This is a genomic window from Leptolyngbya cf. ectocarpi LEGE 11479 (genome assembly GCF_015207065.1).
Taxonomy (GTDB): domain Bacteria; phylum Cyanobacteriota; class Cyanobacteriia; order Phormidesmidales; family Phormidesmidaceae; genus Leptothoe; species Leptothoe ectocarpi.
The window spans coordinates 1-6,582 of sequence record NZ_JADEXP010000354.1; the positions used below are offsets into that span (position 1 = coordinate 1).

Below are 6,582 nucleotides of genomic sequence, written 5' to 3' on the forward strand. Positions count from 1 at the left end.
ACGGCGATCTGCTAGGTCACCGTCCTTACGATGTGGCCGATGCTAACAGCCTGGTAGCCATATCGACTAATCCCATGGTGCGGCTCCACCCTGAGGTGGCGCAAAAAGTAGAAACGATGATGATTCAGGCGCGCTCAGCCGGGGCCAGTTTGGATGTGATTTCTGGGTTTCGTTCGCTAGAGGATCAGCAATATCTCTTTTTTGACCTCAAAGCAGAACGGGGAGAAACAGCCCAGACCAGAGCTGAAGTCAGCGCGCCTCCTGGCTACAGCGAACATCACACAGGCTACGCGGTGGACTTTATCGACACAGCTCAACCCGCCACCGAGCTTAACGCCTCGTTTGAAAACACCAATGCCTTTCGCTGGCTAGAAGAGAACGCAGCATACTACGGCTTTGAACTGTCGTTCCCGAAAGATAACGAACAGAATGTTACCTACGAGCCCTGGCACTGGCGCTATGTAGGTAACCAGGAGAGTTTGGAACTGTTTTATCAGGACTGATTAGTCCCACCAGTGAGACACCCCCCCTTTACGGTGCGGAGCGAATGCAGAGCAGCGTAACCCCCTACCGATCACCAGTGCAACCACTTTTAGCCAGTATCCAACAAACCTCTTGTGCAAGGGGTGTGGGGACGTTGAGGTCCCCACGAATGGAGGGTTTCAGGGAGGAAAGCCCTGAGCAACCCACTTGGCCATTAGCCCGTCGTTAGCATTGAATTCGGACGTTGACACCGTCAGTTGATCCACCCTGTTGCCTCCCCGAGGAGAGGATTAAGTTGTCTCTTCCTACATCGAGGGGATGAGTAAAAAGTGTTGTTCTCTCATATGCCCCACAGTCATCTAAGACGCAGTGACATCAGTGGCTTCTTCTATAGCATAGGCTCGTACGCATTCGTCCTCCTTGAGCCACACCTTACGTCCTCCCTGTATCTTCACGCGCACGCGACCGCTCAAACGATAAGCCGATGGAATTACCACACCATATCGCCCATCGGGAAGCTGAACAGGTGTACCAGATGTAATATTCATATTTTTAAAGCCAGAAGGCTGCAAGGAACGTGGGTGTGTAGCCCAGTTGATGTTGGTGACTACATTAACAGTCTTTATATGTTTGTTTACATTTGTTAATCATTGCTCTCATAATTACTGTGTTGGAAGACTAGTCATCGGCTGGCAGTCGTAGCCATAGCGACCTTGGGTTTATCCATTTGCATCAGTCCAAGATTTAATCTTCTTCATACATGCGATCGCCCTTGTGTAAACGCGCAGCTATCCCATAGGTTTGCCCTTGAGCGCGCATGGTCGGGGCGTGGGCGGCTAGATATCGCGCGGTTGCCACCAAAATATGAATACCAGCCTCGTGGTTCTGCCAGTGTTGATACTGTTGCACAGCGGCCTCCACATTTTGAATTGTGTGAAAATCTCGGTCTTCCCGCAGTAGTAATTGGCCCAAAACTGCTAGCAAAGCAGTCGGGTCTCCGCCACTGTGGAGATAAGCTCCCACAAGATTGCCAGCGGCATTCACCTGCTGCTGACGGTTAAGAATTTCAGGCAACTCGTCTAGAAGCTTAGCGGGAGTCTCAACCCGCTTTTGGGGATTGGGCAAGCGTGCGGGTGGGACGTTCAAAAATCGATTGAGATATACGGCCATTGCCGCATCAAACACCCCTCGCAAGAGTTCGTCAGATGTCACCCGCTTTAGACCCTGATGAACAGCATTGGCAAATGTGAACGTGTGATGGGCCGTGTCCCAATCTCGAAAGTCGTTGTTGGTCTGAAATTGGGCAATGCGTAGGGCAGCCGCATAGGCGACGATACCGGCTAGGTCATCGGCGGTGCAGCCCTGGTGTAGCGTATTCAATAAGCTATCGGCGATCGCATCTGGATTGTCTCCTAGCAAAGTCGGGATTAGCTGCTCGACGTTGGTACTGCGATTCCCCTGGCTCGCTCTTTGGGCATTACCCGCTGCGATCGCAGCGGGTAATGCCTCAAACGCCCGCTCCAAAATAGCCACCAAATCAATCGGGTAGCGCCAAGCATTCGACTCTTCCATGCGTTCTGCCTGGGCATATCCGCGCACTAGGCTGGTGAGGATACCCGCTGCATTCTCGCCCTGAACCCGATCGAGGGCCTCCAGAGCCTTATTGGTAAAGTCGAGGGCATGTCCGCCATCAATAAAACGATGATCGGTGACTGCTGAAAACAGCATGTCCGCCAGCTGTGTCGGTTCCACACCAGCCTGAATTGCGGAAGCTAAACACCGCTCCGCACCTTGGTCATCGCGTACCTCAATAAACTGACGAAACCACCCTTTCAGGAGCTGAAAATCCACAGGCGTACTGGGCAGGGGTTGGATCGCAAATCGAGGGGGCTCACCAGCACAGTCACGGGCGACGGCGGATAGCCCATGGTAAAGCGCCCGCGGCCGATCGTCTGCCTGCAAATGGGGCATCAGCTGCATCATACAAGTATGGATGGTGAGACCAGTGCCCCAGCCTTGGCGGCGGTAGCGAACGCCAAAATCCAGGCCCGTTTGAAACGCTGCCGTTGGTCCCTCATGCGCGGCTAGTTGGGCAATGACCGACTTGGCCACAACTAGGGAAAGACCTTGCTCTAAACCATCCACTAACCGCTGGCGTTGATAGGCTTTAGTTTTTTCTCTAGGGGTGAGATCCACCCAGACCTGACCCGCTTGCACCTCTACTGGAAAGGCTCGACCGTCATCTGCCCAAATATCAAAGGTGCCTCCACTGGTTAGATCAAAGCGGGCATGGTGCCAGTGACAGGTAAGAACACAGTCTTTAACACTGCCTTTGTGAAGTGGAAAGCCCATGTGAGGGCAGCGATTGTCGATGGCATAAATCTTTCCGTGATGGTGGAAAAGTGCGATCGCATGGCCCTCAGCATGCACCACCATCACCCCAGCGGCCTGCACATCTGCAACTTGGGCCACCTGCACCAAGTGCTGACCGTCTACATTATTCAGGTGAGTTTTTAGCATGGCTATAGTTCTCCTCTAAAAAACAGAGCTTTAACGCTGGATATGCAACATTTGATTACCACCCTTTTGAAATTCGTAAGCGACAGATTGAATCTTCGTGCTAATTCCCTGTTGAGACATCTTTTGGATCACCGGCTTAACATAGGAAGACAGTTCTCCATCAAGCCTGAGCAACGGAAAGATACGAACCTCTTTTGAAACGCGTAAAAGTTCATGAATAGCTTCAACATGAAACTCAAGCGACAGCTGTGCTGAATAGAGAAAAAGCAAGTGGGAACATAGGCACAGGTCGAACTGATTATCTGCCAGATCTAGACTCGGTAATGACTGGGGAAGATAGCGAGCTTCTGCTTTGCCAACGTCATAATCCGCTAAAAAACGTTCCATTGCGCTCAGACGAGAAGCTCCCAACTCGTCTACATCGCGGAAATTTTTCCAAATATACTGGTCCGAGTTTTGTCGCACTTGCGAAATGATAGTTTTATAAGTCTCCTGAACCCGTTGTCTAATTTGCTGAGCCGAAAATAAATAAATCGGATCGATAGAAATTACGGAGTAGTTCTGGCTTGTCATTTCAGCATTAAAACTAGCTGGCCCATCCCCACAGCCCAGAATGTTGGCATTTAGATCTGACTCTGAGAGATTGAACATGAGTTTGTACTCTTTGAATGTTCGTCCCCAAGGCACAATCTCATCTAGCTGCATAGTTGCTTTGGTGTTCTGCTGACCTTTAGACATACAATATGCATCTAATATGCAGATGCTAATCCTTTGTTGGTGCGCGAGGGGAAGTTAGTCACGATTGATGCTGAAGAGACGTAGCGAGTGACTAACTTCGCAAGAGAAAGCTAAAGAGAAATAAAGTTGTTAAGTTGTCTGCTATTTGATGACATTCAAAAAACACGAAGTTTTGAATGATGAGTAAGGATCTGTTAAGAAATAATTTGATTGCTTTGATATGCCCCCCTTTTCAAGGGAGGTTAGGGAGGGTTCCTCCAGCATTGATAGGTTTTGCCGATCCCCCTCAATCCCCCTTGAAAAGGGGGAAGTTAGAAAATCTATGCAGTTAACAAAGAACACCTTAGGAGGTGTTCTTTGAGAGTTATGGTTTGACAGAGTTGTTATTACTTTTGGAAGCGATGCCAGAGGCCTAGGGTGAGTAGTGTGCCTAGGGATAAGACCCAGCCGAGATAAGAGGTATTACTGTAGTGGATGTCGGTGTCGCCGCGATCGCTAATTAACTCAGACGAAACTCCACTTTCATCAACGGGTACCGTTAGGATATCCCCATGTCCCTGCTGCTGGATGTTGACTTCCCAGTCCCCTGCCAGAGACTGATCTGGACTAAAGCTAAACCGACCTTCGCTATCGGTGGTACCCTGAGCCCAGGGAGTGACCGGATTATTGGGGGAATATACAGTCACCTTAGCTCCCTTGAGGGGGGTGCCGTTGCTAAAGGTACTCTGCATATTTAACACTTGCTCGGCATTGGCAAGTCGATCGAGGGCGTAGTTGGTCTCAACCATATGGGCCGATGCTTTGTTGGTGACTGTAAGCAGCATCCCAAACACTAGGAACGGTGTCAGTTTTTGAAGAGTCATCGCACAAATCCCTTAGAACATCATCATGCTAACCCCTATGGCCCAAAATGCGATCGCATATTAAGCCATGATCACACTTCAAGCGACCTATAAAAAAACTATGGTCGAATTAAGCGTCGTTCCATACTGCGTCGATGCAGCGCTATGGCCTGGGCGCGTTTAACCGGTAGATAGGTCAGCATCGTGCCAATCCCGATAGCATTGGCAATCAGACTAAAGATCATCCAAGGGGTGCTGAGCGCAAATCCATGGATTAGCCCTAGCAAAATCCCTAGCAAGCCCGTGCCCAGGGATAGACCAATCGCAATGGCCGGTTTAAAGCCACGCCGCCAGAACCCCTCAATCGTGAAGCCATTTAGAATTCCCAGTAATGTGCCGCTGAAAATGCTCAGGCCAATGGTAATCACCGCAGTCGCGCTGTCGGTGGCCCTGACATTGAGTAATAAATACAGGGGTCCCATCAAAGCAACGGCAATGGCCCCCACAAACATGATGACCCGAGCCGCTGGAGAATTCAGTTTGGCCTCATGCAGTAACCAGCCCGCCATCTGTAAACCTAGACCGTTGCCAAACAGGGCCAATAGGAACAACGCATGGTAGATAGCTGGGGTGAGAAGGGTGTACTCCGGCGTCAGGGCAGATAATGCCCGAACTGTTATCCAGCAAACGCCAAATAAAACCAGGAGAAGGCCATAGGGAGTGCTGGGATAATACTGCAGGGGGCTGGGGGCCGTCTGTACTGTTAAGTTTAAGGATTTGACGGATTGCTGAGCATTGCTGTTAAACAGCAACGTGCGCTGGTAAGTCTTGCCAGTCATGAGCTGGCTGGTATCGATGTGCAGCTGAGTGGTCACATCGTTCCCCTGCAACTTAACGGGGGAGAAATCGATCCAACGATGATGGCCGTCGATGGGTTCAGGATCGCTATCGTGGGCAGCCACCTGCCAAGTGCCGGTCAATGTGGTTTCTGGAACGGCATTGGTGAGTTGGATATCGGTGGTGAGGGTCTCTCCGCGAGTGTGAGCAGTCAGGTCGATGGTGAGGGTACTAAAGCTAGTCTGGGGCTGTCGTAACCCATGGTCTGGCACTGCGTCCAGGGCGGCCATAGCATTGGCAAAGCGATGTTCCAGACGCGGATCGACCATTTTTTTAAGCCACTGGATCCACACAGAGCTGACATTGGCTTTTAACTGTTCAAAGTCTACTTGGTAGGTGACGTCTACTAATGTCCCCACCTGGTCGGCTGGGGTATTGGAGATGAGACACATCAGGGTCATGCCCAATCCATAGAGATCCGATGCTTCGGTGAGCTGTCGATTAAAGATTTGCTCCGGCGGCATAAACCCTAGGGTGCCTTTGACCACGCTGCTGACGCCCACCTCACCGTCGCCGATGCGAGCAAAGCCAAAGTCGACCAAATAAACATCCAGCGATTTGCTGACTAGAATGTTGGCGGGTTTAAAGTCCCGGTGGATAATCGGTGGAATCCGATTTTGCAAGTAAACCAGGATTTCTAAACATGCGATCGCAATCTCACGGATAGCATCAGGACTAAAGCTACGCGGCTTAGCCAGGCTTTCGGCGCGCTTATATTCCTGCACCATGCATACCCCGTCATCGGACCTAAAAACACCCAGATATCTAGGAATACCTGGGTGTTCTAGACTCTTTAATACCTGGGCCTCCTGACGTAGAGCCTCATAGCCTCCCCAATGGGACGAACCGGCAATTTGAAACTGTTTAATCACCACCCGTTGTCCCGTTTTGAGGTGAATCGCTAGATAGGTGATGCGTCCACCAGCCCGATTGGCACCTAGTTCAGACTTGACTTGAAAACCTTGTTCAGAAAAGTCAGGTAGGCCAAACTTCAGAGATGAATCCGTCGGGCTTGTCATATTGGCAGGGTTAAGGGCAGGGCATTTACTACTACATAGCGTGGAACACCATGCCAATCTGGCCAAAACACACGATCTTCAAC

At 50.6% G+C, this 6,582-nt stretch carries 6 protein-coding genes; 1 reads left to right on the plus strand and 5 read right to left on the minus strand.

What is annotated here, in order from left to right; genetic code table 11:
• Window positions 1-503 (plus strand): M15 family metallopeptidase (locus IQ260_RS25415; protein WP_193995875.1); only part of this gene is annotated, 503 nt, incomplete at its 5' end.
• Window positions 504-842: 339 nt separating this feature from the next.
• On the opposite strand, the gene IQ260_RS25420 is transcribed toward IQ260_RS25415, so the two are convergent.
• From IQ260_RS25420 to IQ260_RS25440, 5 genes are all read right to left on the minus strand, one after another.
• A complete protein-coding gene (locus IQ260_RS25420) occupies window positions 843-1,031 on the minus strand; it encodes a hypothetical protein (RefSeq protein WP_193995876.1) in 189 nt (62 codons plus the stop codon).
• A gap of 196 nt (window positions 1,032-1,227) precedes the next feature.
• A complete protein-coding gene (locus IQ260_RS25425) occupies window positions 1,228-3,003 on the minus strand; it encodes a Rieske (2Fe-2S) protein (protein ID WP_193995877.1) in 1,776 nt (591 codons plus the stop codon).
• A 30-nt stretch (window positions 3,004-3,033) separates the two neighbouring features.
• Complete coding sequence (locus IQ260_RS25430; protein WP_228016422.1) at window positions 3,034-3,741, minus strand: methyltransferase domain-containing protein; 708 nt, start codon at window positions 3,739-3,741, stop codon at window positions 3,034-3,036.
• 386 nt (window positions 3,742-4,127) lie between these two features.
• Window positions 4,128-4,604 (minus strand): carboxypeptidase-like regulatory domain-containing protein, encoded by a 477-nt coding sequence (locus IQ260_RS25435; protein WP_193995878.1) that lies wholly within the window; start codon window positions 4,602-4,604, stop codon window positions 4,128-4,130.
• A 98-nt stretch (window positions 4,605-4,702) separates the two neighbouring features.
• The gene (locus IQ260_RS25440; protein WP_193995879.1) at window positions 4,703-6,499 is read right to left on the minus strand and encodes a serine/threonine protein kinase; all 1,797 of its coding nucleotides are present in this window, start codon (window positions 6,497-6,499) and stop codon (window positions 4,703-4,705) included.
• Window positions 6,500-6,582 lie beyond the last annotated feature (83 nt).